Origin of the sequence: Fulvimarina manganoxydans, assembly GCF_900176465.1 — a bacterium.
Lineage (GTDB): Bacteria > Pseudomonadota > Alphaproteobacteria > Rhizobiales > Rhizobiaceae > Fulvimarina > Fulvimarina manganoxydans.
In genome coordinates this window covers 32,440-53,675 of the sequence record NZ_FWXR01000020.1, presented here as the reverse complement: position 1 = coordinate 53,675, position 21,236 = coordinate 32,440, and the positions used below count along the sequence as shown (strand labels likewise).

At 61.5% G+C, this 21,236-nt stretch carries 21 protein-coding genes; 13 read left to right on the top strand and 8 right to left on the bottom strand.

What is annotated here, in order from left to right; all coding sequences use genetic code 11:
• Positions 1 to 10 precede the first annotated feature (10 nt).
• Positions 11 to 685 carry an alpha/beta hydrolase gene (locus B9A15_RS17745; protein WP_084411867.1) on the bottom strand — a complete coding sequence of 225 codons (675 nt, stop codon included), beginning with the start codon at positions 683 to 685 and terminating at the stop codon, positions 11 to 13.
• A 196-nt stretch (positions 686 to 881) separates the two neighbouring features.
• On the opposite strand from B9A15_RS17745, the gene B9A15_RS17740 reads away from it, so the two are divergent.
• The 9 genes from B9A15_RS17740 to sufA all read left to right on the top strand — a co-directional run bounded on the left by B9A15_RS17740 (position 882) and on the right by sufA (position 8,946).
• Positions 882 to 2,078: a cysteine desulfurase family protein gene (locus tag B9A15_RS17740; RefSeq protein ID WP_084411904.1), complete on the top strand. Its 1,197-nt coding sequence runs from the start codon at positions 882 to 884 to the stop codon at positions 2,076 to 2,078.
• A 153-nt stretch (positions 2,079 to 2,231) separates the two neighbouring features.
• Positions 2,232 to 3,764 carry a Fe-S cluster assembly protein SufB gene (gene sufB / locus B9A15_RS17735; protein WP_084411903.1) on the top strand — a complete coding sequence of 511 codons (1,533 nt, stop codon included), beginning with the start codon at positions 2,232 to 2,234 and terminating at the stop codon, positions 3,762 to 3,764.
• Positions 3,765 to 3,873: 109 nt separating this feature from the next.
• Entirely contained in the window at positions 3,874 to 4,629 is a 756-nt protein-coding gene (sufC, locus tag B9A15_RS17730; protein WP_084411866.1) for a Fe-S cluster assembly ATPase SufC, read from the top strand.
• Positions 4,629 to 5,882: a Fe-S cluster assembly protein SufD gene (gene sufD / locus B9A15_RS17725; RefSeq protein ID WP_084411865.1), complete on the top strand. Its 1,254-nt coding sequence runs from the start codon at positions 4,629 to 4,631 to the stop codon at positions 5,880 to 5,882. Before sufC ends, sufD begins: the two co-directional genes overlap by 1 nt.
• Positions 5,883 to 5,907: 25 nt before the next feature.
• On the top strand, positions 5,908 to 6,288 hold the full coding sequence (locus B9A15_RS17720) for a VOC family protein (protein ID WP_084411864.1): 381 nt from the start codon (positions 5,908 to 5,910) through the stop codon (positions 6,286 to 6,288).
• Complete coding sequence (locus B9A15_RS17715; protein WP_084411863.1) at positions 6,278 to 7,531, top strand: cysteine desulfurase; 1,254 nt, start codon at positions 6,278 to 6,280, stop codon at positions 7,529 to 7,531. Before B9A15_RS17720 ends, B9A15_RS17715 begins: the two co-directional genes overlap by 11 nt.
• 8 nt (positions 7,532 to 7,539) lie before the next feature.
• Complete coding sequence (locus B9A15_RS17710; RefSeq protein WP_084411862.1) at positions 7,540 to 7,947, top strand: SUF system Fe-S cluster assembly protein; 408 nt, start codon at positions 7,540 to 7,542, stop codon at positions 7,945 to 7,947.
• An 84-nt stretch (positions 7,948 to 8,031) separates the two neighbouring features.
• Positions 8,032 to 8,448 carry a VOC family protein gene (locus B9A15_RS17705; RefSeq protein WP_084411902.1) on the top strand — a complete coding sequence of 139 codons (417 nt, stop codon included), beginning with the start codon at positions 8,032 to 8,034 and terminating at the stop codon, positions 8,446 to 8,448.
• Between the two features lie 114 nt (positions 8,449 to 8,562).
• Positions 8,563 to 8,946 (top strand): Fe-S cluster assembly scaffold SufA, encoded by a 384-nt coding sequence (gene sufA / locus B9A15_RS17700; RefSeq protein ID WP_084411861.1) that lies wholly within the window; start codon positions 8,563 to 8,565, stop codon positions 8,944 to 8,946.
• A gap of 65 nt (positions 8,947 to 9,011) precedes the next feature.
• On the opposite strand, the gene mazG is transcribed toward sufA, so the two are convergent.
• On the bottom strand, positions 9,012 to 9,872 hold the full coding sequence (gene mazG, locus B9A15_RS17695; RefSeq protein WP_084411860.1) for a nucleoside triphosphate pyrophosphohydrolase: 861 nt from the start codon (positions 9,870 to 9,872) through the stop codon (positions 9,012 to 9,014).
• 315 nt (positions 9,873 to 10,187) lie between these two features.
• Positions 10,188 to 10,382, bottom strand: coding sequence for a DUF2735 domain-containing protein (locus B9A15_RS17690; protein ID WP_084411859.1), 195 nt, complete (start codon positions 10,380 to 10,382; stop codon positions 10,188 to 10,190).
• 407 nt (positions 10,383 to 10,789) lie between these two features.
• Here B9A15_RS17690 and B9A15_RS17685 point away from each other — a divergent pair, with 407 nt between their 5' ends.
• The gene (locus tag B9A15_RS17685; RefSeq protein ID WP_084411858.1) at positions 10,790 to 11,836 is read left to right on the top strand and encodes a glutamine synthetase beta-grasp domain-containing protein; all 1,047 of its coding nucleotides are present in this window, start codon (positions 10,790 to 10,792) and stop codon (positions 11,834 to 11,836) included.
• A gap of 202 nt (positions 11,837 to 12,038) precedes the next feature.
• Here the strand turns inward: B9A15_RS17685 and doeB are convergent, their stop codons facing one another.
• The 5 genes from doeB to B9A15_RS17660 form a co-directional block, all read right to left on the bottom strand.
• Positions 12,039 to 13,049, bottom strand: a complete 1,011-nt coding sequence (doeB, locus tag B9A15_RS17680) for a N(2)-acetyl-L-2,4-diaminobutanoate deacetylase DoeB (RefSeq protein ID WP_084411857.1) — start codon at positions 13,047 to 13,049, stop codon at positions 12,039 to 12,041.
• Positions 13,050 to 13,059: 10 nt separating this feature from the next.
• Positions 13,060 to 14,241 carry an ectoine hydrolase DoeA gene (gene doeA, locus B9A15_RS17675; RefSeq protein ID WP_084411856.1) on the bottom strand — a complete coding sequence of 394 codons (1,182 nt, stop codon included), beginning with the start codon at positions 14,239 to 14,241 and terminating at the stop codon, positions 13,060 to 13,062.
• Positions 14,242 to 14,259: 18 nt separating this feature from the next.
• On the bottom strand, positions 14,260 to 15,252 hold the full coding sequence (gene eutC, locus B9A15_RS17670) for an ectoine utilization protein EutC (RefSeq protein ID WP_084411855.1): 993 nt from the start codon (positions 15,250 to 15,252) through the stop codon (positions 14,260 to 14,262).
• A complete protein-coding gene (eutB, locus tag B9A15_RS17665) occupies positions 15,252 to 16,283 on the bottom strand; it encodes a hydroxyectoine utilization dehydratase EutB (RefSeq protein ID WP_170923349.1) in 1,032 nt (343 codons plus the stop codon). The genes eutC and eutB overlap by 1 nt, the downstream gene beginning before the upstream one ends.
• Positions 16,284 to 16,354: 71 nt before the next feature.
• Positions 16,355 to 17,137, bottom strand: coding sequence for an aspartate racemase/maleate isomerase family protein (locus B9A15_RS17660; protein ID WP_084411854.1), 783 nt, complete (start codon positions 17,135 to 17,137; stop codon positions 16,355 to 16,357).
• A gap of 598 nt (positions 17,138 to 17,735) precedes the next feature.
• Between B9A15_RS17660 and B9A15_RS17655 the strand changes: the two genes are divergently transcribed.
• The 3 genes from B9A15_RS17655 (at position 17,736) to B9A15_RS17645 (ending at position 21,136) form a co-directional block, all read left to right on the top strand.
• On the top strand, positions 17,736 to 18,851 hold the full coding sequence (locus tag B9A15_RS17655; protein ID WP_084411853.1) for a TRAP transporter substrate-binding protein: 1,116 nt from the start codon (positions 17,736 to 17,738) through the stop codon (positions 18,849 to 18,851).
• A gap of 245 nt (positions 18,852 to 19,096) precedes the next feature.
• Positions 19,097 to 19,768, top strand: a complete 672-nt coding sequence (locus B9A15_RS17650) for a TRAP transporter small permease (RefSeq protein WP_084411852.1) — start codon at positions 19,097 to 19,099, stop codon at positions 19,766 to 19,768.
• 90 nt (positions 19,769 to 19,858) lie between these two features.
• Complete coding sequence (locus B9A15_RS17645; protein WP_084411851.1) at positions 19,859 to 21,136, top strand: TRAP transporter large permease; 1,278 nt, start codon at positions 19,859 to 19,861, stop codon at positions 21,134 to 21,136.
• Positions 21,137 to 21,236 lie beyond the last annotated feature (100 nt).

The window sequence follows — 21,236 nt, the reverse complement described above, 5'->3', positions numbered from 1 at the left end:
CAGAAGGCGGTCAGCGAATGCGTTTGGGGCGCGGATCGGACAGTTCGCCCGCAAGCCGCCGATCGAGATATTCCGCGCATTCGGCCATCAGCTGATCGGTCTGATCCTGGAAGAAGTGGTTTGCCCCTTCCATCGTCTTCTGAGTGATCACGATGCCTTTCTGCGTCTTCAGTTTATCGACCAGCGTCTGGACATCCTTGGGAGGGGCAACCCGATCCTTGTCGCCATGGATGATGAGACCGGAAGACGGGCAGGGCGCCAGGAAGGAGAAGTCGTAAGTGTTGGGCTGGGGGGCGACCGAAAAGAAGCCCTCGATCTCTGGGCGGCGCATCAGAAGCTGCATGCCGATCCAGGCGCCGAAAGAGTAGCCGGCGACCCATGTCTCCTTCGAATCGGGATGCAGGCTCTGAATCCAGTCCAGCGCCGAGGCTGCGTCGGACAATTCGCCGGCGCCATGATCGAACTCGCCCTGGCTGCGCCCAATGCCGCGAAAATTGAAGCGCAGCGTCGTAAAGCCGCGTTCGACGAACATATAGAAGAGCTGATAGACGATCTGATTGTTCATCGTTCCGCCAAAGCGCGGATGCGGATGGAGAACGATGGCGATCGGCGCGTTTTTCTGCTTGGCCGGCTGATACCGGCCTTCCAATCGGCCGGCAGGTCCGGCAAAGATGACTTCGGGCATAGGGTTTTCTTTAAGTCCTGTCCGAGCACGAGGGCCGGCTTGCGAAGCGCCTTGACGCGTCCGGGTCGGCTTCTTAATTTGCAGTTTAGAACTGTTCAAAACTGCGGTTCCTTGGTGACGTTATGTAGTCGCCGGGCCATCCAGTTTTCAAGAAATTTAAACGCCCGGCCAAGACAAGCCGGCAGAAGATGGGATGATGAGCGCAGGCTTGGGCCGAAATTATCTCGATTACAACGCGTCGGCGCCCCTCAGGCCGGAGGCGCGCGCGATGGTGATCGAGGCTCTCGATGCGGCGAACCCTTCTTCCGTTCATTCGGAGGGGCGGGCTGCGAGGGCGTTCGTCGAGGATGCCCGTCGCGCGCTCGCGGACCTTCTTGCCTGCAATCCCGGAGAGGTGACGTTCACGAGCGGTGCGAGCGAGGCGACCGCGACGGCACTGACCCCGCATTGGCTGGTCGGCGGCAATCGGGTCGACCATTCGAGGCTCGCCGTCATCGAGACCGATCACGCCGCCATGCTCGCCGGTGGGCATTTTAACGCCGAAGCCGTCACGATGTTGTCTGTCGATTCGGCGGGCCGTGTGAAGATCGACGTTCTTCGGGAGTGGATCGAAGCGTGTTCGTCCGCGGGGCCTGCGATCCTCGCGCTCGGTCTTGCCAATTCTGAAACTGGTGTTCTGCAGGATATCGAGGCGATCGCCACCGAGATCGAGGGGCACGATATCCGGCTGGTCGTCGACGCCGTTCAGGTCGTCGGCCGGATGCCGCTTTCTCTCGCTTCCTGCCGGGCCGACGCCGTGATCGTCTCATCTCATAAAATCGGCGGACCCAAGGGGGTCGGCGCGCTCGTCCTTCGCGACACGGGGACGCGCCCTTACCCGCTGATTCCAGGCGGTGGGCAGGAGAAGGGTCGACGCTCAGGCACGGAACCGGTTGCAGCGATCGCAGGGTTTGGAGCGGCCGCGCGGGCCGCATCGTTCGATCTGCGCAATGACAATGGCGCGATGGCGACCAAGCGCGACGCTATGGAAGCGCATCTTCGTGGCGCGCTGCCGGACCTTGTCATCCTGGGAGCGGCGGCACCGCGTCTGCCCAATACCTCCTCCATCGCATATCCAGGGCTGAAGGCCGAAACCGTGCAGATCGGTCTCGATCTCGGTGGCTTCGCCGTGTCTGCTGGCTCAGCCTGTTCCTCCGGCAAAATCGGACGCAGCCATGTAGTGGCGGCGCTTTCACGCGCCGGGCTTAATGTGGACGCTGATCACGGAGCGATTCGGGTCAGCATCGGCCGTGAGACGAGCAAAGACGCGCTGTCGAGCTTTGCTGACGCCTATATCCGCTTGGCCATGCGTGCTCGCGGAAGCAGGACCGAGACAAGCGGGCGCGCCGCCTGACGGCGCTGCGACCAAGCCACACGGAACGAAGGGAGGGCTCAAAACGTCGCCCTTTCGTTCCTATTTCCAAAGTGTACCGGATGGGACTTTTCCGGTATGCGCAAGCGACACCCCGTCCCCGGGCTCTTGATCCCGGTGAGTATGGAGACTGACATGCCGGCTGTGCAGGAAACGATCGACCGCGTTCGAAAGATCGACGTCGATCAGTACAAATACGGGTTCGAGACTCTCATTGAGATGGACGTGGCTCCAAAGGGGCTGAACGAGGACATCATCCGTCTGATCTCGACCAAGAAGAACGAGCCGCAATGGATGCTCGACTGGCGTTTGAAGGCGTTCGAACGCTGGAAGACGATGGAGAGCCCGGATTGGGCGCGTCTCGACTATCCGCCGATCGACTTCCAGGACATCCATTACTACGCCGCTCCGAAATCGATGTCCGGCCCGGCCTCGCTCGACGAAGTCGATCCTGAGATCCTGCGCACCTATGAGAAGCTCGGCATCCCTCTGAAGGAGCAGGAAATCCTCGCTGGCGTCCGCAAGGCGGACGAGCCATCAGAATTCGACGACAATTCCGATACGCCGCCGGCCGAGGGCTCCTATAGCGGGCGCGTGGCCGTCGATGCCGTCTTCGACTCGGTTTCTGTGGCGACAACCTTCAAGAAGGAGCTTCAGAAGGCCGGCGTGATCTTCATGCCGATCTCGGAAGCGATCCGCGAGCATCCCGAGCTTGTCCAGAAATATCTTGGATCGGTGGTGCCGATCTCGGACAACTTCTTCGCCACGATGAATTCGGCGGTCTTCACCGACGGCTCTTTCGTTTATGTCCCGAAGGGCGTTCGCTGCCCCATGGAGCTGTCGACCTATTTCCGCATCAATGAGCGCAATACGGGCCAGTTCGAGCGCACGCTGATCATCGCCGATGAAGGCTCCTACGTGTCCTATCTGGAAGGCTGCACGGCGCCCCAGCGCGACGAGAACCAGCTCCACGCGGCGGTGGTTGAGCTCGTCGCGCTCGGCGATGCCGAGATCAAATATTCCACGGTCCAGAACTGGTATCCGGGCGACAAGGACGGCAAGGGCGGCATCTACAATTTCGTCACCAAGCGTGGCGACTGCCGTGGTGCCAATTCGCGCATCTCCTGGACCCAGGTCGAGACCGGTTCGGCGATCACCTGGAAATACCCGTCCTGCATCCTGCGCGGCGACAATTCACGCGGCGAGTTCTATTCGATCGCGGTCTCGAACGGGCGCCAGCAGATCGATTCGGGCACCAAGATGATCCATCTCGGCAAGAACACGTCGAGCCGCATCATCTCCAAGGGCATTTCGGCCGGGAATTCGAGCAACACCTATCGCGGTCAGGTCTCGGCCCATCGCAAGGCTTCGAATGCCCGCAACTTTACGCAATGCGACTCGCTTCTGATCGGCGAGGAGTGCGGCGCGCACACGGTTCCCTATATCGAATCCAAGAACGCCACCGCCCAGTTCGAGCATGAGGCGACGACGTCGAAGATCTCCGAGGACCAGCTCTTCTACTGCATGCAGCGCGGGATTCCCGAGGAAGAGGCCGTGGCATTGATCGTCAATGGTTTCGTCAAGGACGTCATCCAGCAGCTGCCGATGGAGTTCGCCGTCGAGGCGCAAAAGCTGATCGGGATCAGCCTGGAAGGCTCGGTGGGCTGATAGCGCCATCGACGCGCGCCAAATCTACAAAAGACCTGGATAGCGAGGCAGAGAGACGATTGTCTCGCCTCGCAAACCGTTATGAAACTCACTCTGACGAGCAGAGACCATGCTTGAAATCAAGAACCTTCATGCCCGCGTCGCCGACGAAGGCACCGAGATCCTGCGCGGGGTCAATCTGACGATCGAGGCCGGTGAGGTCGCGGCTATCATGGGGCCGAACGGCTCCGGCAAGTCGACCTTGTCCTATATCCTCGCCGGCCGCGAGGACTACGAAGTCACCGAGGGCGATATCCTCTACAATGGCGAGTCCGTCCTCGAGATGGACCCGGCCGAACGCGCCGCCGCCGGCCTGTTCCTCGCCTTCCAGTATCCGCTGGAAATCCCCGGCGTTGCGACGATGACCTTCCTCAAGACGGCGCTCAATGCCCAGCGCAAGGCGCGCGGCGAAGCCGAGCTGACGACCCCCGACTTCATGCGAAAGGTGAAGGCTTCGGCGGAAGAGCTTAAAATCGCTCCGGATATGCTGAAGCGTCCGCTCAATGTCGGTTTCTCCGGCGGCGAGAAGAAGCGAGCCGAGATCCTTCAGATGGCGCTGTTGGAACCCAAGCTCTGCATCATGGACGAGACCGATTCTGGCCTCGACATCGACGCGTTGAAGATCGTGTCTGATGGCGTCAACGCGCTGCGCTCGGAGGAGCGGGCCTTTCTGGTCATCACCCACTATCAGCGCCTGCTCGACTATATCGTGCCGGACACGGTCCATGTCCTGTACAAAGGCCGGATCATCAAGACGGGCGACAAGAATCTTGCCCTGCAGCTCGAGAACGAGGGCTATGCCCAGATCGTCGACGAGGCTGCGTAATGAGCGTCGTGACTGAATTGAAGACCCGCACGCCGGCGGAGACACAGCTTCTGCAGCTTGCCGAAGCGCGTGGCGAGAACGAGAATGCGCGACGTCCGGCGATCGAGGCCCTGCGTCGCGACGGCCTTCCGACCCGCAAGGTCGAAGCCTGGCATTATACGGATCTGCGGGCCCTCGTGGGGCGCCGGATAAAGGACGACGCGGCCGTTGCCTCGCTGAAAGCCGGGGACGACGCGATCCTCGAACCGCTGCTGGCCAATTCGGTCGTGATTTGTCTGGACGATCCGGTCTCGGCCCATTTGCCCGACGGCGTCATGGCGACATCGTCGAGTTCGGTCGCGGATTGGCAGGCTTCGCCAAACCATCTCGATCGGTCGATCGATACGATCCGCGCGCTCTCGGCGGCCTTCGGCGCGTCGAGCGCGAAGATCGCGGTGAGCAGCAAGACGTCGGTCGACACGCCGATCGAGTTGCGTCCCGCGGCCGGTTCGGACAGCCATTTCTACGCACAGGTGAGCGTCGGCGAAGGCGCCAGCGCGACCTTCGTCGAGCGCCTGGAAGGCGACGGCTCGCCAGCGCCGTCGACGGGAGTTTCCACTCTGACCATCGCCGATCGCGCAAATGTCCTGTGGATCGTCGATCAGGAAAAGGGTGCCGAGGCGAGCCATCTCGGCCAGCTGAACGTGACGATTGGCGCGGATGCGGTTTTTAGGCTCTTCGTCCTCAATGCCGGTGGTGGGCTCGTGCGCTACGAAGTCCATGCCGAGACCGTGGGCGAGGGCGCCGACGTCCAGATTCGCGGCGCCAATCTCCTGAAGGATGGGCAGCATGTGGATGTCACCACGACGCTGAACCATCGTGTGCCGAATACCACGGCCACGGAGACGTTCCGCAATGTGGTGACCGGCGGTCACGGCGTTTTCCAAGGCATGATCAAGGTCGCCAAGGGCGCGCAGAAGACCGATGCGAAGATGGCGTGCAATTCGCTGCTTCTGTCGGACGAAGGCGACTTCTCGGCCAAGCCGGAGCTCGAAATCTTCGCCGACGACGTCCAGTGCGGCCATGGCGCGACGGCGGGCGAGATCGATGCCGATCATCTCTTCTATCTGATGAGCAGGGGCATTCCCGAGGCGACGGCACGCGCGCTTCTCGTCAAGGCGTTTCTCGGCGAAGTCGTCGAGGAGCTCGAAGACGAAGCGATCGTCGAGGCGCTCGAAGCCCGCATCGACACCTGGCTCGACACGCACGCCTGACAAGACGACACGACGGGATCGGCCCATGAAAACTTCGCTCGACCACTGCGTCATCCATGTTTCGGACTGGGAGCGCTCCGGCGCCTTCTACGAGCGTGTCTGCGGGGCCGAGATCGTGCCGGACAAAGTCGGTTTCTCGCTGCGCTTCGGCGAGCAGCAGCTCAATTGCCACGGGCCCGGCAAGGCGGCCGAGCCTTTGGCGCGCCTGCCGGTCATGCCTGGTGGAAGCGATGTCTGCCTTCGCTGGCATGGCCCGATCGACGACGCCGTGGCTCATCTCGCCGAACAGAACGTCCCGGTGGAAATGGGTCCGGTGTTTCGCCAAGGCGCATTCGGTCGAGGCCTGAGCGTCTACTTCCGCGATCCTGACGGAACCCTTCTGGAGTTCATATCCTATGACGTCTGAGACCCTCGCCGCACCGCGCGCCGACACCTATGACGTCGAGGCGATCCGTCGCGACTTCCCGATTCTGTCGAAGGAAGTCTACGGCAAGCCGCTCGTCTATCTTGACAACGGCGCATCCGCCCAAAAGCCGCGACAGGTCATCGACCGTATTCGACGCGCTTACGAAGAGGAATACGCCAATGTGCATCGCGGGCTGCATTTCCTCTCCAATGCCGCAACAGAAGCCTATGAAGGCGCGCGCGAGAGCGTCCGCGCCTTTCTGAACGCCGGCTCCAGCGACGAGATCGTCTTCACCCGCTCGGCGACGGAATCGATCAATCTCGTCGCCTATGGCTACGGCATGAACGAGATCGGGGAGGGCGACGAGATCGTCATCACCCAGATGGAGCATCACTCGAACATCGTTCCGTGGCATTTCATCCGCGAGAAGAAGGGCGCCAGGCTCGTCTTCGTGCCAGTGGCCGATGATGGGTCCGTCGACGTCGAAGCCTTCGAAAAGGCGATCACGCCGCGGACGAAGCTCGTCGCGACCACCCATATGTCGAATGTTCTCGGCACCGTCGTCGACGTGAAGGCGGTCACTGAACTCGCTCATTTCAAGGGAATTCCCGTTCTCGTGGACGGAAGCCAGGGCGCCGTGCATCTCCCCGTGGACGTCGCGGATATCGGTTGCGACTGGTATGTGTTCACCGGTCACAAGGTCTATGGCCCGACCGGGATCGGCGTTCTCTATGGCCGCCGCGAGATGCTGGATAAGACGCGTCCCTTCAATGGTGGCGGCGAGATGATCGTCGAAGTGACCGAGGAAGGCGTCACCTACAACGCCCCGCCCCATCGCTTCGAAGCCGGAACGCCGCCCATCGTTCAGGCGATCGGCCTTGGTGCGGCGCTGGACTATATGAGCTCGGTGGGACGCGAGGCGATTTCCGCCCATGAGGCGGCACTCGGCGCCTATGCCCATCAGCGCCTGAAGGAAATCAACGCGCTGCGCATTTATGGCGAAGCGCCGGGCAAGGGCGCGATCGTATCGTTCGATATCGAGGGTATCCACGCCCATGACGTGTCGATGGTCATTGATCGGGAGGGCGTTGCCGTGCGCGCGGGCACCCATTGCGCCCAGCCGCTCTTGAAGCGTTTCGGGACGACCTCCACATGCCGGGCATCTTTCGGTATGTACAACACGATGGCCGAAGTCGACCGCCTCGCCGAGGCGCTGGAAAAGGCGCGACGCTTCTTCGCGTAAGGAATTCGATGACCGATCAAAGCGACATCAAGACCGACGACACGGCAGCCGCCAACATGGCCATGGCCGCTGGCGACGGCGCACCGACGTCCGCGATCCCACCTGAGGAACTCTCGCGTCTGACCGACGACATCATCGGCGCTCTGAAGACCGTCTATGACCCGGAAATTCCAGCCGACATCTATGAACTCGGACTCATCTACAAGATCGACATTGATGACAGCCGCAATGTCGATGTGGAAATGACGTTGACCGCGCCGGGCTGCCCGGTGGCCGGCGAGATGCCGATCTGGGTGGAAAATGCCGTCGGCTCCGTGGACGGCGTTGGCCAGGTGAAGGTCGAGATCGTCTTCGATCCTCCCTGGACTCCTGAGCGCATGAGCGAAGAGGCTCAGGTTGCGGTCGGCTGGTTCTGACAATTGGACGCTAGCTAGCGATCGGCCGAGCCGATTGGCAGGCTCACAGCAACGTTTGGAAAAGGCAGGTCTCACGTGGCGGCGATGATCGGCGGACTTCTGGAGACCTGCCTCTACACGACGGATCTGGGCAGAGCGCGCGGCTTCTATCGTCGTCTGCTGGATATCGATCCGGTGGTCGATGAGGAGCGGATCTGCGTTTTCCGTCTGCCGGACGCATCGGCGCTCATCCTCTTTCGGCAGGGCGGCACGCTCGAGCCCGTGAAGCTGCCTGGGGGCGTGATCCCACCCCATGACGGACGTGGACCCATTCATTTCGCGCTGGCTATTGCGGACGACGCCGTCGATTGGTGGCGTCAGCGCCTCCGCGATCTCGAAATCGGTGTCGAAAGTGAAGTCGCGTGGTCCCCAGAGCGTGGCGAGAGCCTTTATTTCATCGATCCCGATGGCCATGTGGGCGAGCTGGCGACAAGGCGGATTTGGCGAAACCTCCAAGGCTGATCCGAGGCCGTGACGTCTTTCGCCATCGCCTTGCTTGTCGGCGCCGGAAGGCCCACATTGGGCTCAGTTCGAATGGACCACGACACACTTTCGCAGTCATAAGGGGGCTGTAATATGGGCCGCTTCAGCGTTCTTTCCATGACCGATGCCGCTGCGGATCGCGTGAAGTCGATCGTCGCGTCGAAGGGCGGCGATGCGCTCGGCATCCGCGTTGGCGTCAAGAAGGGCGGTTGCGCCGGCATGGAATATACGATCGATCTCGCGACTGAGGCCAAGCCGAACGAGGACAGCATCGAGCAGGATGGCGCGAAAGTCTTCGTCGCGCCGGAGGCCGTGCTGTTCCTGCTGGGAACCGAGATGGATTACGAAGAGACGGTGATCCGCTCCGGCTTCGTGTTCCGCAATCCCAATCAGACCTCGGCCTGCGGCTGTGGAGAATCGGTGGAATTGAAGGCGGCCGATCTCAAAGCTCTGGCGGAACAGCGGGCGAGCGCCTGACAATCCAGCATCCTGCCGAGCCGGGATGCTGTCCCCATGCCCTCATGTGCGGTTCGCCTCACGCGTCACTCCTCAGCGCTTGCGGCCCGGCTCGCCCCCTTCGCCTCGACCCACAAGGCGTCCATCTCATCGAGCGTTGCTGACTGCAATGTTTGGCCGTCTCGCACAAGCGCCCGTTCGATATAAGCGAAGCGATCCCGGAACTTTCTCACCGTGATCCGCAACGCATTTTCCGGGTCGAGTTCGTGATACCGCGCGAGATTGACCACGGAAAAGAGAAGATCGCCCATTTCGGCTTCTTGCTCCCGCGATGTTCCCGTCTCAACAGCATGGCGGAATTCACCGAGCTCCTCGTCGATTTTCGCTTCGATCGGCGTCGGATCATTCCAGTCGAAACCAACTTTCGCGGCTCGCTTCTGGATTTTCAGCGCCAAAGTCAGGGCCGGAAACACGCTAGGAACGTCATCGAGATAAAGTGGTGATGGGGCTGATGAGGCTTCGGGCTTCTCGCTCGTCCCGAATTCAGCCCGGCGGGCGGCCTTCTCCGCTTTCTCCTCCGCCTTGATCCGCTCCCATTGCCCTTTGGCCGAACCTGCAGACCGAGCCTCGGCATCGCCGAAAACATGGGGGTGCCGACGGATCATCTTTCGGGTGATGCCCTCCACCACGTCGTCGAAATCGAACCAGCCTTTCTCCGCCGCCATTTGTGAATGGTAGACCACTTGCAAAAGGAGATCGCCGAGCTCTTCGCAAAGATCTATGGGGTCCGACCGCTCGATCGCGTCGGCCACTTCATACGCTTCCTCGATCGTATAGGGCGCGATGGACGCGAAATCCTGCTCAAGATCCCACGGACAGCCTCCGCTGGGATTTCGCAGCGCGCGCATGATTTCGACGAGGCGCAGAACGTCGCGCGAAGCTTCCATGGTCGGGTCTCCCTTCAATGCCACATGGGCAGAGACCCGATTGAGGTGGGACGATCAAGAGGCGTAGACGGTCAAAGCCGAGGAAAGGGCTCGCTCGGCAATGGGTTGCCGATGAATACCGCTTTCCCCGCACATCCCCCTCGCAAACGGCGCCGGAAACCGAGGACGTTTTCAGCTATCAGACCACACGCCCCGCAGGCCAGACTGCCTCACATTAGCGGCCCTTGATCAAAATCGCCCTAGGGGACCTGGCCAAAGGGGGCGCTCCATTTTTCCGGGTATCCGGCGCGGAAAGCGCCTGACGCCATGCTTCGGTCAGTGCTGACGCTGATCGTCCTGATCGATGGCCTCGGCATGATAGGGCGCGCGCCAATCAATGCAGGGCTGCAGGGAGGCCGAACGAAGTTTGGCCTCAGCGGGCTGACGGTTCATTGCCTTCGTCTGCCCAGAGCGCCCGCCGAGCGGGAACTGGTAGATCGTGGCTGTCTGTCTCTGCAAATCCGTTCTCATGACCGTCGTCCTCTCCTTGAATGCGTGGCGACGAACCTCTGTTTCGTTGGCTCATAGCGTGGGCAAGACCGCCCTGTCCTGCTTATGCCTATAAGATAGACAATTTGCTGAGAAATACATCACCTATTTCCCGGCAGATGAGTCCGATCGTAGAATATTTGGCTGTCTGTGGCCTGGACAGCGCGAAATCCAAACGCTCATGACGTCGCCGCGCTGAAATCAAGTGATTGAATCCAATATAAGTTCCGAAATCCTGCCTCTGATATGAGCGAAATCTCCAGATCGGGAAGCCCGTTGCGAGCGATATTGGCATGCGGCTTGCTTATGGTCGTGTAGAAGGCGTGGCGCACCGGACGATGAAGACGGACGCCCCCTCGTGCTGGCCGCAGGCTCACAGGAGAGAATGAATGACGAAGTACAAGCTCGAATACATCTGGCTTGATGGATACACGCCAGTTCCGAATCTGCGCGGCAAGACTCAGATCAAGGAATTCGACGCTTTCCCGACTCTTGAGCAGCTGCCGCTTTGGGGCTTCGACGGCTCGTCGACCAAGCAGGCCGAAGGCCATAGCTCGGATTGCGTTCTCAAGCCGGTCGCGGTCTATCCCGACCCGGTCCGCACCAACGGCGTCCTCGTCATGTGCGAAGTGATGATGCCAGACGGCGTCACGCCGCATTCCTCGAATATGCGCGCGACCATCCTCGACGACGATGGCGCCTGGTTCGGCTTCGAACAGGAATATTTCTTCTACAAGGACGGACGCCCGCTCGGCTTCCCGGCCCAAGGCTATCCGGCTCCGCAGGGTGAATATTACACCGGCGTCGGCTACAAGAATGTTGGCGATGTCGCTCGCACGATCGTCGAGGAGCATCTCGACCAGTGCCTTGCCGCCGGTATCAATCACGAAGGCATCAATGCCGAGGTGGCCAAGGGCCAGTGGGAATTCCAAATTTTCGGCAAGGGCTCCAAGAAGGCCGCCGACGAGATCTGGCTCGCGCGCTATCTGCTGCTGCGCCTGACCGAGAAATACGGCATCGACATCGAGTTCCACTGCAAGCCGCTCGGCGACACGGACTGGAACGGCTCGGGCATGCACTGCAACTTCTCGACCAAATATATGCGAGAAGTCGGCGGCAAGGATTATTTCGAGGCTCTGATGGGCGCTTTCGAGAAGAACCTTGAAGACCACATCGCCGTCTATGGCCCGGACAACCATCTGCGTCTGACCGGAAAGCACGAGACGGCCCCGTGGAACAAGTTCAGCTACGGCGTCGCAGACCGTGGCGCCTCGATCCGCGTGCCGCATTCCTTCGTGAACAATGGCTATAAGGGCTATCTTGAAGATCGCCGCCCGAACTCCCAGGGCGACCCTTACCAGATCGCCTCGCAGGTTCTGAAGACGATCTCGGAAGTTCCGACCGGCGCCGAAGGCTCCGTCTCGGCCGCCGCCTGACGCATCGCTTTGCCAGCCGCCGAACGATGTCTGCAAAAGCGGGCATCGTTCGTTTGAAGTTGGACACAATCAACAAAAGGCCGGGTGCGTTCGCATCTGGCCTTTTGTTTTTTGCTGGCTGCGATCGCTCTTGGGAAAACGGAACAGCAGCTGTGTTACTGCTGGCCCGTTAAGCGAAGGTTATGCGGTCGCTCGCCGAGGTTCAATCCTCCAGAACGCCGATCACGGAGACGCAGTCGCCGGCCTTGACGAGGCCGGGAAAATGCCGGGCTGCGAGGACGCCGTCCATCTTGGCCCAGAATTCGAAGGGCTCGACTCCGGTCCGGTCGACGGGCCAGGCGCGCGCGATCTTTTGTCCCTTGGTTACGCTGTCGCCAAGATCGACCAGCGGCTCGAACAGGCCGTCGATTTCGGAGAAGGTGAAGCAATCGGCGCCGGGCATGTCGAGCCAGCGGGTTGGCCTGATCTCGGCCGGGTCGGAAAGAATGCCGGCATGTTTGAGAAAGCCGTCGATCCCCCTTCGGGCAATGCCGACAGAGCGGGCGGTGGCTGAGCCGCCCCCGCCGAGCTCTGTCGTAACGAAGACTTTGCCGCGCTCCTCGGCTGTCGTGTCGAACATGCCTACCGCGTCGATTTCCAGCATCTTGACGGAATAGGGAGCGCCGAAAGCTTCAACCGCCGCGAAGCAGGCCGCTTCCTGCGCCTTGTCGTCGAGGATGTGGGCCGCGGCAAAGGGCAGAAAATCGAGTGTCTTTCCGCCCGAGTGAAAGTCGAGAACGTAATGGGCCTTAGGTAGAAGAACGCGGGTTACATAGTCGGCAATCTTCTGGGTCGGCGTTCCCGTCGGGCTTCCCGGAAAAGAGCGATTCAGATTGCCCCGATCGATCGGCGAAGTCCGGGTTCCGGCACGAAAGGCCGGATAGTTGAGGGCAGGAACGATGATCACCCGACCGGTGACCGCGTCTGGGGCAAGGCTGCGGGCGAGATCGAACAGCGCGATCGGCCCTTCATATTCGTCGCCGTGATTGCCGCCGGTCAGAAGGGCCGTCGGCCCGTCGCCATTTTTGACGACGGTGATCGGGGTCAGAACCGAGCCCCAAGCCGAGTCGTCCCGGCTATAGGGCAGGCGCAGAAAGCCATGCTGCGCCCCGTCGCGCTCGAAATCGACGGTGGCGAAGATGGGCGAGGGGGGTAGATCGTGTTCGCCGGACATTGCTCGCAACTCAGTCCTTTACGAAGAGCTGGCGTGGCACGTTTGCTAGGAGTTCGTACCCGGTCTCGGTGATGGCGAGCGATTCGGTGATTTCGAGCCCCATATCCTCCAGCCAAAGGCCGGTCATGAAATGGAAGGTCATGCCGGGCTTCAATTCGGTCTTGTCGCCGGGACGAAGGCTCATCGTCCGCTCGCCCCAATCCGGCGGATAGGACAGGCCGATCGGATAGCCGGTGCGATTGTCCTTCTCGATCCCATATTTTCGAAGGACATCGAAGAAACCGTTGGCGATGTCCTCGCAAGTGTTGCCCGGTTTTGCCGCTTCGAGCCCGGCTTCCATACCTTCTAATGTCGCTTTTTCGGCATCGAGAAAGGCCTGCGTCGGCGTGCCGAGAAAGACGGTCCGTGAAAGCGGGCAATGATAGCGGTTATAGCAGCCCGCGATTTCGAAGAAGGTGCCTTCGCCGCGCTGCATGGGCAGGTTGTCCCAGGTCAGATGCGGCGCGGACGCGTCGAGCCCAGAGGGCAGAAGCGGCACGATCGCCGGATAGTCGCCGCCATAGCCGTCGACACCGCGCAAGCCCGCATCCCAGATCTCGGCAACGAGATCGCATTTGCGGATGCCCGGTTCGGCCTTGGCCAGGATGCGCTCATGCATCTTGCCGACGATGCGCCCGGCAACGCGCATATATTCCAGTTCCTGGGGGCTCTTCTCCGCCCGCTGCCAGTTCACGAGACCGGTCGCGTCCAGAAAGCGATTGGTCGTCAGATGGGTTTGAAGCGAGGTGTAGGCGGCGGCCGAGAACCAGTAATTGTCCATCTCGACACCGACCGCGAGATGGCCCCATCCGCGATCGGTGATCACCGTCGAGAGATAGTCCATCGGATGGCGTTCACTCGATTGAACGTAATGATCGGCATAGCCGACGATATTGTCGTGGCGCAGATAGGTGGTGCGCTTGGCGCCGTTGGCGTCTTGCTTCCGGCCGAACCAGATCGGCTCGCCCTCGGGCGGCACGAGAACGCCCTGATGGACATAGAAGGACCAGCCGTCATAGCCCGTCAGCCAGGCCATATTGGACGGATCGGAGACATAAAGGAGCTCGATGCCCGCCGCCTCCATGGCGCGCCGCGTCTTGGCGAGACGAGAGGCATATTCCTCGCGGGTGAATTTCAGATTCGGATCGCGCATGGCGGGCCTTTGAAAGAGTCAGCTGGTGAAACGGGCGCCGCGATCGTTCGCAACGGTGCGGGACATGGCTAGGGTAGCGATCGCCGTATCCTGGACGCCGGTCCCAGTGAGATCGGCGATGGTCACGGCGTCAGGCGAAGGGCGGCCGGGGTGGAGTCCGGCCACCACTTGTCCAAGCTCGGCAAAGCCGGCTTCGGCGGATACGAGCCCGGCCGCGATGGCGTGGTGCAATTCGCCGAGGCGCCGCGTCTGGACAAGGCTGTCGGCGACATAGAGGTCAGCCATGGCGATCGCTTGGGGATCGATTTCGTTCTTGTGCTCGGCGTCCGATCCCATCGCCGTGAGGTGCTGGCCGGGTCTCAGCCAGTCCGCCATGAGGATCGGCGCTTCGGCCGGTGTCGTCGTGACGACGATATCGGCTTCGGCGACGGCTTGCGCCGGATCGGCAATGGCTCGGACGTCGAGGCCGAGTTCGGCGGAGAGCATGTCTGCCGCCTCGCTCGCCTTGGCAGGGTCGCGCGCCCAGATCACGGCCGTCTTGATCGGGCGAACGAGTTTCAGGGCTTCGAGCTGCAGCCTTGCCTGAACGCCAGCACCGAAGATCGCGACGCGGCGCGCATCCTGATGCGAGAGATGTTTGGCCGCCACCGCACCGGCGGCAGCCGTGCGCACATCGGTCAGATAGCCATTGTCGAGAAACAGCCCTTCCACGAGACCGGTAGTCGCTGACAAGAGCATCATAAGGCCGTTGACGCTTGGCAGGCCCAGTTTGGGATTGTCGAAGAAGCCGGGGCTGACCTTGATGGCAAAGCCCGAAAGACCCGGCACATAGGCCGTCTTCACATCGACCTCGCCGCGATGCTCGGGGATATCGAGCCGCAGGATCGGAGGCATGGCGACAGGCTTCGTCGCCAATGCGTGAAAAGCGTCCTCGACAGCAGCGATAGCGTCGAAGTCGAGGGGAACGAGATCGCGCAAGTCGCGCTCTGTCACGATACGGATATCGGGCATCAGATCGCGCCTCCCTCGGTTTCCATCAAAGCCGCGCCGCTATCCTCGTCCAGGCCGTTGGCGCCGTCGAGAACGCGTTTGTGCAGATCCATTGCGATGTTGCGGCCGGACAGAAGGGCGATGGTCGGTCCCGTCGGCTTCAGCTTTCCGGCCAGAAGCGCGGCGATCCCGACAGCCGCCGCGCCTTCCACGATCTCGCGCTCCACCTCGTAGGCGTGACGAATCCCGGCGGCGATTTCCTCTTCCGAGAGCAACACGACGTCATCGAGGAGTTCGCGGGCGATCCGAAAGGTGTGGGCGTTTTGGAGCCCGATCCCGCCGCCGAGCGAATCGGCCAATGTCGGAAGTTCCTCAACCGCTATAGGTCGTCCAGCCGCAAGGCTTGCATGCATGGCAGCACCGCGCGCCATGGAGATGCCGACGATGCGGGCTGAGGGCTTCAGCGCTTTGACTGCCTTTGCGATCCCAGCCACGAGACCGCCGCCCGAAAGAGGGATCAGGACCGTGTCGAGGTCGGGGACGTCCTCCACCATTTCCAGCCCGATCGTCCCCTGACCGGCAATGATCTTCGGATGGTCGAAAGGTGGGATGTCGGCAAAACCATCTTCGGCAACGAGGCGGTTCACCTCCTCCTGCGCGTCGTCCTGGGACCGGCCGACGATCCGGGCCTCGGCGCCGAGCCGGCGGATCGCCTCGACCTTGTTGGCGGGAACGAGCCTCGACATGCAGACGATGCAGGAAAGACCGGCGGCGCGGGCGGCATGGGCAAGAGCTCGGCCGTGATTGCCGGTCGATGCGCAAGAGACCCCGGCTGGTGCCTTCCCCTCCGCCAACGAGAGAACCGCATTCGTGGCGCCGCGCAGCTTGAAGGCACCAGTCATCTGACGGTGTTCGAGCTTCAGCCAGACGGGCACGCCCATCCGCTCGCTCAAAGCCTCGGAGAGATCGACGGGCGTTCGGCGGATATGGCCGGCAATTCGCTCGGCCGCTGCCCGGATATCGTCGATGCCAATGTCGGTCGCATCCATCATGCGCTTCGCACCAATGAGATAGGTTGGCCGGGTTTGGGTGTCGTGGGAGGCAAGCCTCAGGCCGATAAGCCTTAGGCCGCCGAATCGAGGCTGATGGGGCGCTGGGCGAAAAGCCGTCCCGGCGCGTAACGGCCCGGCAGGGCGCCGCAAGCGGCAAGGCAACGCCAGACCGCCGCCTGATTGGATGTCACGACGGGCCGGCCGATCTTCTCTTCGATGCGATCCACGACCGACACCGAACGCAAGGCGGTGCATGAAATGAAAAGGGCGTCGGCCTCTGGCGACACGGCCTCGACGGCCGCGTCCACGATGCTGTCCGGGCTAAGTTCGGCCATCGCTGTATCCGACTGGATCTCCAACGCGGTCAGCCGGTCGACCTCGAAACCGTGCGTGCCGAAATAGGCGGCCATCGGTCGGCTAACCGCGAAGCTATAGGGCGTCAGAAGGCTGATGCGCTTGGCACCAAGCGCCTTCAGACCTTCGGCGGCGGCGAGCGGAGGGGTGACGATGGCTGCTCCAGGCTTTGCCGCGCCGAACGCTTCCGCGACCTTGTGGTCACCGATCAGCACGGATGCCGAAGTGCATGAAAAGGCGACCGCGTCGAGCGACTCGCCCGGAAGGAGCATCTCGGCGCTCGCCGTGAAGGACGGAGCCATGGCGAGGAGGTTTTCGATCGTCACGGGATTGGCAAAGCGGACGCGGTTCACCACCAACTCGACACCCGTTTCGGCCAGAAGCTGAGCATAGTCGCGCTCGCTGGTGCGATCGGTCGACAGCGCCACGAGACCGATCCGCGGCGCTTGCTGGCGCTCAAAGACAAGGCGAGAGGCCTCGAAGATGGATTCGGCGGTCATGGCTTTAGGCTCCGGGGCCGGCGGCATGTCGGATGATGGGGGCGCTGGACGCCGAGATCGACGCAAGACTCCGAGGTCCTGCAATTCCGATCCGGCTCAGCGTTATGAAGCTAGCATGACGCCGATCTGGTAGGCATGCCCATTAATGCGTCACTTCTTTTGAAATTCGGCGATTTGCCAGGAAAATCCTCTGCAGAGGATCGGGTCTATAGGCGATCGTTCGCTCGACAGCATGGTGACCATGCGCAACCATTATTCCCGCAGACAAGGAGTGACCCATTTCGAAGGCCCAACGAACTTGGATCAGCCGCTTCACGACGAAGCATTTCGAAGCCGCAACGCAGTCAGCTCGGCGCCAGCCGCGTTGGCAATGCGCTTGTCCAAGCCTCTCGATCATGGATCGTGGCAACGCCAACGACAGCCATTCGCGCTGTTGAAGCGTTTCGACACTGGCCGGCACATTCGGCCTTTTGCTCCCTCCTAGCACTCCACGACATACCCAGGTGGCGCCTCTTTTCGTTGAGGGGCAGCCGCCAGTCGGGCTGGCATCGCGCTCACCCGGTTCAACCCAAGACGCAAAAATCAAGGAGACGACCGTATGACCCGCAAGACCCTTTCGACCCGCAGCCGCATGATCGCAACGGCCCTCGCCACGACGGCGACGCTGGCCTTGTCCGCTGGAGCGGCGTCCGCCGACGAATGGAAATACGCGATCGAAGAAGCGCTCGAAGAAGTTCAGGGCGTTTATGCGACCAAGTTCAAGGAATATGTCGAGGCCAATTCCGACCACACCGTCTCGATCTATCCGTTCGGCACGCTCGGCGAGTCGGCCGATACGACGGAGCTCGCGCAGATGGGCGCGATCCAGTTCGTCGATCTGTCGCCGGGCTTCACCGGCAGCCTGATCCCCGAACTGCAGGTCTTCCTCCTGCCTTATACGCTCCCGGAGAACCCGGACGTCCTCGCGGATTTCTACAAGACATCGTCGACCATCAACGAGAAGCTGGCCGCTCTCTATGAGCAACAGCAGCTGAAGCTGATCGACATGTTCCCCGAAGGCGAGGTGGTCATGACCACCAAGGAAGAGGTCAAGGCGCCCGAGGACCTCAACGGCGTCAAGTTCCGTGTCATGACGACGCCGCTTCTGGTCGAGACCTACAACCAGTTCGGCGCGACGCCGACGCCGCTTCCCTGGGGCGAGGTCTTCGGCGCCCTGCAGCTCAACATGATCCAGGGTCAGGAGAACCCGATGTTCTTCGTGGAATCCACGAAGATGTACGAGGTGACCGACTACATCACCTTCACCGGGCACAACACCTTCACGACCGCAGTCGCGGCGAACCTGAACTTCTATCAGGGCCTGTCGGACGAGGATAAGAAGTTGGTGCAGACGGCGGCCGATCAGGCCTATGACTACATCATCGACTATCAGAAGGGCCTGACAGAGAAGTCGCTTGAGAAGATCAAGGAAGCCAAGCCGTCCATCACGGTGACGCGCCTGAGCGACGAGGAGCGTGAGCCGTTCCGCCAGGCCGCCGAGAAGGTCCGTCAGAAATATGTCGAGCTGACCGGCGAGAGCGGCAAGGAAGTGCTCGACGGCTTCGAGAAGGATATCGAGGCATCCAAGGCGCGCGTCGAGGGTGGCGGCGCGTCGGAGGGCTCCAGCGACAGCGCTGCGGCGAGCGAGGAAACCAAGGCTTCCAGCGCCAACTGATCGTTTATCCTAAGGCCGGCTGGTCAGCCAGCCGGCAGCGGGGAGGGGCTTGTCAAAGCCCTTCGCCCTCGAAGATCGGGCCGACTGAACGAAGGCCCGATACCGCAGGATAGCTTTGCCGCCGCGCCCGCTTTCTCGGGCGGGCAGAGCCATGTTCCTGCGCTTCTTAGCAATTTCTGCCGGGGCTTCGTGTCAATCATGCGGGCCCGGCATTCGCCCTACGGAGTCATTCGGGACCTTCGCCCATGCAAGATCGAGACGGTCAGGAACGCGGCGCCGCGCAAAACCCCAATGCGGATAATCCCTCGCAGGCCTCGTCCGAAACGAGCGTGACGACCGACTCGCCGGCCAGCGAAACGGCAGCCGCCTTTACCGGTGTCCTGAAGCCGCTCGGCATTCTCGATAAAGGCGTCGCCATGTTCGAGGCAGCCGTCCTGACGGTCGGCATTCTTGCAATGGCGGTGAATTCAGTCGCCAATGTCATCGGCCGGTTCATCTTCGGTCAAAGCCTCTATTTCTCCGAAGAACTCAACCAGTTTCTCGTCATCCTGGTGACATTTGCCGGTGTAGGCTTTGCCGCGCGTCATGGGCGCCATATTCGCATGTCCGCGATCTATGACGAGCTGCCCGATAAGCTTCGCAAAGCCCTGATGGTCGCGATCGCGCTGATCACGGGCGCGATCATGTTTCTACTCGCCTGGTATTCCTTCGAATATGTCTACAGCGTCTATGGGACCGGCCGTATCGCGCCAGTGACGCAGGTTCCGATCTTCCTCACATTGGTCTGGCTGCCTCTCGGCTTCATGATCACCGGGATCCAGTATGTCCTGACAGCTCTCGTCAATCTCACGCGGCCGGACGTCTATCTCTCCGTCACCGTCGTCGATTCCTACGAAGACACGGAGACGCAGCTGTGACGAAGCCCTGCCGCTCGGCGGCTTCGCCCGCCCTTCCGTTTTGCTCCGACCATTTTTTTAAAGCCCACCAGACGAGAGAGGAGTCCTGATATGGCTACGGCGATGATCGTTACGATGATCGTGCTGCTTCTCCTCGGCTTCCCGATGATGGTGCCCTTGATCGCGGCGACGCTGATCGGCTTCCTCATCTATCTGCCGATCCCGCCGGACATCATGATCCAGCAGATGCTGGCCGGTATCCGTCCCTCGGCCCTCATCGCCGTGCCGATGTTCATTCTCGCAGCCGACATCATCACCAAAGGCCAGTCCGCTGACCGGCTAATCGATATGGTGATGCGCTTCGTCGGCCATGTGCGCGGCGGTCTCGGCGTCGCGACGGCAGCGAGTTGCACGCTGTTCGGCGCCGTCTCGGGCTCGACCCAGGCGACGGTCGTCGCGATCGGTGGTCCTTTGCGCCCGCGCATGCTGAAATCCGGCTACTCGGACAGCTTCACCCTCGCGCTAATCATCAATTCGTCCGACATCGCGATGCTGATCCCGCCATCGATCGCCATGATCATCTATGGCGTCGTCTCCGGCACATCGATCTCGGAGCTCTTCATCGCAGGCGTCGGTCCGGGGCTTTTGATCCTCCTGCTCTTCTCGGCCTATGCCTATGTCTATGCGCGGATCAACGACATTCCGACCGAGCCGAAGGCGAGCTGGAACGAGCGGATGCAGGCCGTCGCGGGCGCCGTCTGGCCCCTTGGCTTCCCGCTGATCGTGGTCGGCGGCATCTACGGGGGCATCTTCTCGCCGACCGAGGCTGCATCGGTCTGTGTCGGCTATGCGATCCTTCTGGAAATGCTGATCTTCCGGTCTCTCAAATTGTCGGACGTCTTCGACATCGCCAAGTCGACCGGCCTCATCACGGCCGTCGTCTTCATCCTCGTCGCCGCCGGCGCGGCCTTTTCCTGGGTCATTTCCTTCGAGCGGATTCCGCAAGCGATCCTCGGAGGATTGGGCCTCGCCGAAGCCGGCCCCTATACGGTTCTGATCGCGATCTCGATCGCCTTCTTCGTCGGTTGCATGTTCGTCGATCCGATCGTCGTGATCCTGGTTCTCGTGCCGATCTTCGCGCCTTTGGTGGACGGACTCGGCCTTGATCCGGTGCTGGTCGGCACGATCATCACGCTGCAGGTCGCGATCGGCTCGGCGACGCCACCCTTCGGCTGCGATATCTTCACCGCGATCGCGATCTTCAAGCGACCCTATATCGACGTAATCCGAGGCACGCCGCCCTTTGTCGTCATTCTCTTGATGGTCAGTGCGCTTTTGATCATCTATCCACCGATCGCACTCTTCCTGCGCGATTTGGCATTCCGATGAGAGATCGGGCCGCCGTCTTGGAACGAAGCGGCGGCTCCATTCGCTGATCGGGGAGGTGAGGGCGCATTGAACCATTCGGCCAACGCCGCCGAGTGTGTAC

Coding starts and splice junctions, on each gene's coding strand:
- B9A15_RS17745 (WP_084411867.1), bottom strand. CDS start 685: ATGCCCGAAGTCATCTTTGCCGGACCTGCCGGCCGATTGGAAGGCCGG.
- B9A15_RS17740 (WP_084411904.1), top strand. CDS start 882: ATGAGCGCAGGCTTGGGCCGAAATTATCTCGATTACAACGCGTCGGCG.
- sufB (WP_084411903.1), top strand. CDS start 2,232: ATGCCGGCTGTGCAGGAAACGATCGACCGCGTTCGAAAGATCGACGTC.
- sufC (WP_084411866.1), top strand. CDS start 3,874: ATGCTTGAAATCAAGAACCTTCATGCCCGCGTCGCCGACGAAGGCACC.
- sufD (WP_084411865.1), top strand. CDS start 4,629: ATGAGCGTCGTGACTGAATTGAAGACCCGCACGCCGGCGGAGACACAG.
- B9A15_RS17720 (WP_084411864.1), top strand. CDS start 5,908: ATGAAAACTTCGCTCGACCACTGCGTCATCCATGTTTCGGACTGGGAG.
- B9A15_RS17715 (WP_084411863.1), top strand. CDS start 6,278: ATGACGTCTGAGACCCTCGCCGCACCGCGCGCCGACACCTATGACGTC.
- B9A15_RS17710 (WP_084411862.1), top strand. CDS start 7,540: ATGACCGATCAAAGCGACATCAAGACCGACGACACGGCAGCCGCCAAC.
- B9A15_RS17705 (WP_084411902.1), top strand. CDS start 8,032: ATGATCGGCGGACTTCTGGAGACCTGCCTCTACACGACGGATCTGGGC.
- sufA (WP_084411861.1), top strand. CDS start 8,563: ATGGGCCGCTTCAGCGTTCTTTCCATGACCGATGCCGCTGCGGATCGC.
- mazG (WP_084411860.1), bottom strand. CDS start 9,872: ATGGAAGCTTCGCGCGACGTTCTGCGCCTCGTCGAAATCATGCGCGCG.
- B9A15_RS17690 (WP_084411859.1), bottom strand. CDS start 10,382: ATGAGAACGGATTTGCAGAGACAGACAGCCACGATCTACCAGTTCCCG.
- B9A15_RS17685 (WP_084411858.1), top strand. CDS start 10,790: ATGACGAAGTACAAGCTCGAATACATCTGGCTTGATGGATACACGCCA.
- doeB (WP_084411857.1), bottom strand. CDS start 13,049: ATGTCCGGCGAACACGATCTACCCCCCTCGCCCATCTTCGCCACCGTC.
- doeA (WP_084411856.1), bottom strand. CDS start 14,241: ATGCGCGATCCGAATCTGAAATTCACCCGCGAGGAATATGCCTCTCGT.
- eutC (WP_084411855.1), bottom strand. CDS start 15,252: ATGCCCGATATCCGTATCGTGACAGAGCGCGACTTGCGCGATCTCGTT.
- eutB (WP_170923349.1), bottom strand. CDS start 16,283: ATGATGGATGCGACCGACATTGGCATCGACGATATCCGGGCAGCGGCC.
- B9A15_RS17660 (WP_084411854.1), bottom strand. CDS start 17,137: ATGACCGCCGAATCCATCTTCGAGGCCTCTCGCCTTGTCTTTGAGCGC.
- B9A15_RS17655 (WP_084411853.1), top strand. CDS start 17,736: ATGACCCGCAAGACCCTTTCGACCCGCAGCCGCATGATCGCAACGGCC.
- B9A15_RS17650 (WP_084411852.1), top strand. CDS start 19,097: ATGCAAGATCGAGACGGTCAGGAACGCGGCGCCGCGCAAAACCCCAAT.
- B9A15_RS17645 (WP_084411851.1), top strand. CDS start 19,859: ATGGCTACGGCGATGATCGTTACGATGATCGTGCTGCTTCTCCTCGGC.